At 58.1% G+C, this 475-nt stretch carries 1 protein-coding gene; it reads right to left on the reverse strand.

What is annotated here, in order from left to right:
• The coding region (locus tag A3764_RS21290; protein WP_330220553.1) for an ATPase domain-containing protein at positions 1-383 on the reverse strand (383 nt) is incomplete at its 3' end.
• Positions 384-475: the final 92 nt, after the last annotated feature.

The following is a 475-nucleotide window of genomic DNA, read 5'->3' on the forward strand; positions in this document are numbered from 1 at the left end:
ATCAGCAATTCATCGATGTCGACACCCAGTTTGCGGGCATATTGCGGATCGAGCGCATGTTCCGCGTCGACAAAGGCGCAGACGCCGCCCGCTTTCTGCTGCTCTGCCACGCAATGCAGAGTCAGGGTGGTCTTGCCCGAGGATTCGGGACCATAGATCTCGATGATCCGGCCCATGGGCAACCCGCCGATTCCAAGTGCGATATCAAGGCCGAGCGACCCGGTGGAGCTGGCCCTGATGTCCTGCACCGCGCCCTGCGAGCCCAGTTTCATGATGGAGCCCTTGCCGAACTGACGTTCGATCTGGGCCAGCGCGCTGTCGAGCGCCTTTTGCTTTTCCGCGCTCTTCTTGTTGTCCATGGTCAATAGATCTGCCGTTGCCATTTCGCCTGTCTCCTGTGTGTCATATCGGCCTGACAGGGGCAATCGCCCGGTTTCCGCCGATAGGCTTTATGTTCTGCTAATGTTCTATATGA

This window comes from Sulfitobacter sp. HI0129 (assembly GCF_001635395.1).
Classification (GTDB): Bacteria; Pseudomonadota; Alphaproteobacteria; order Rhodobacterales; family Rhodobacteraceae; genus Sulfitobacter.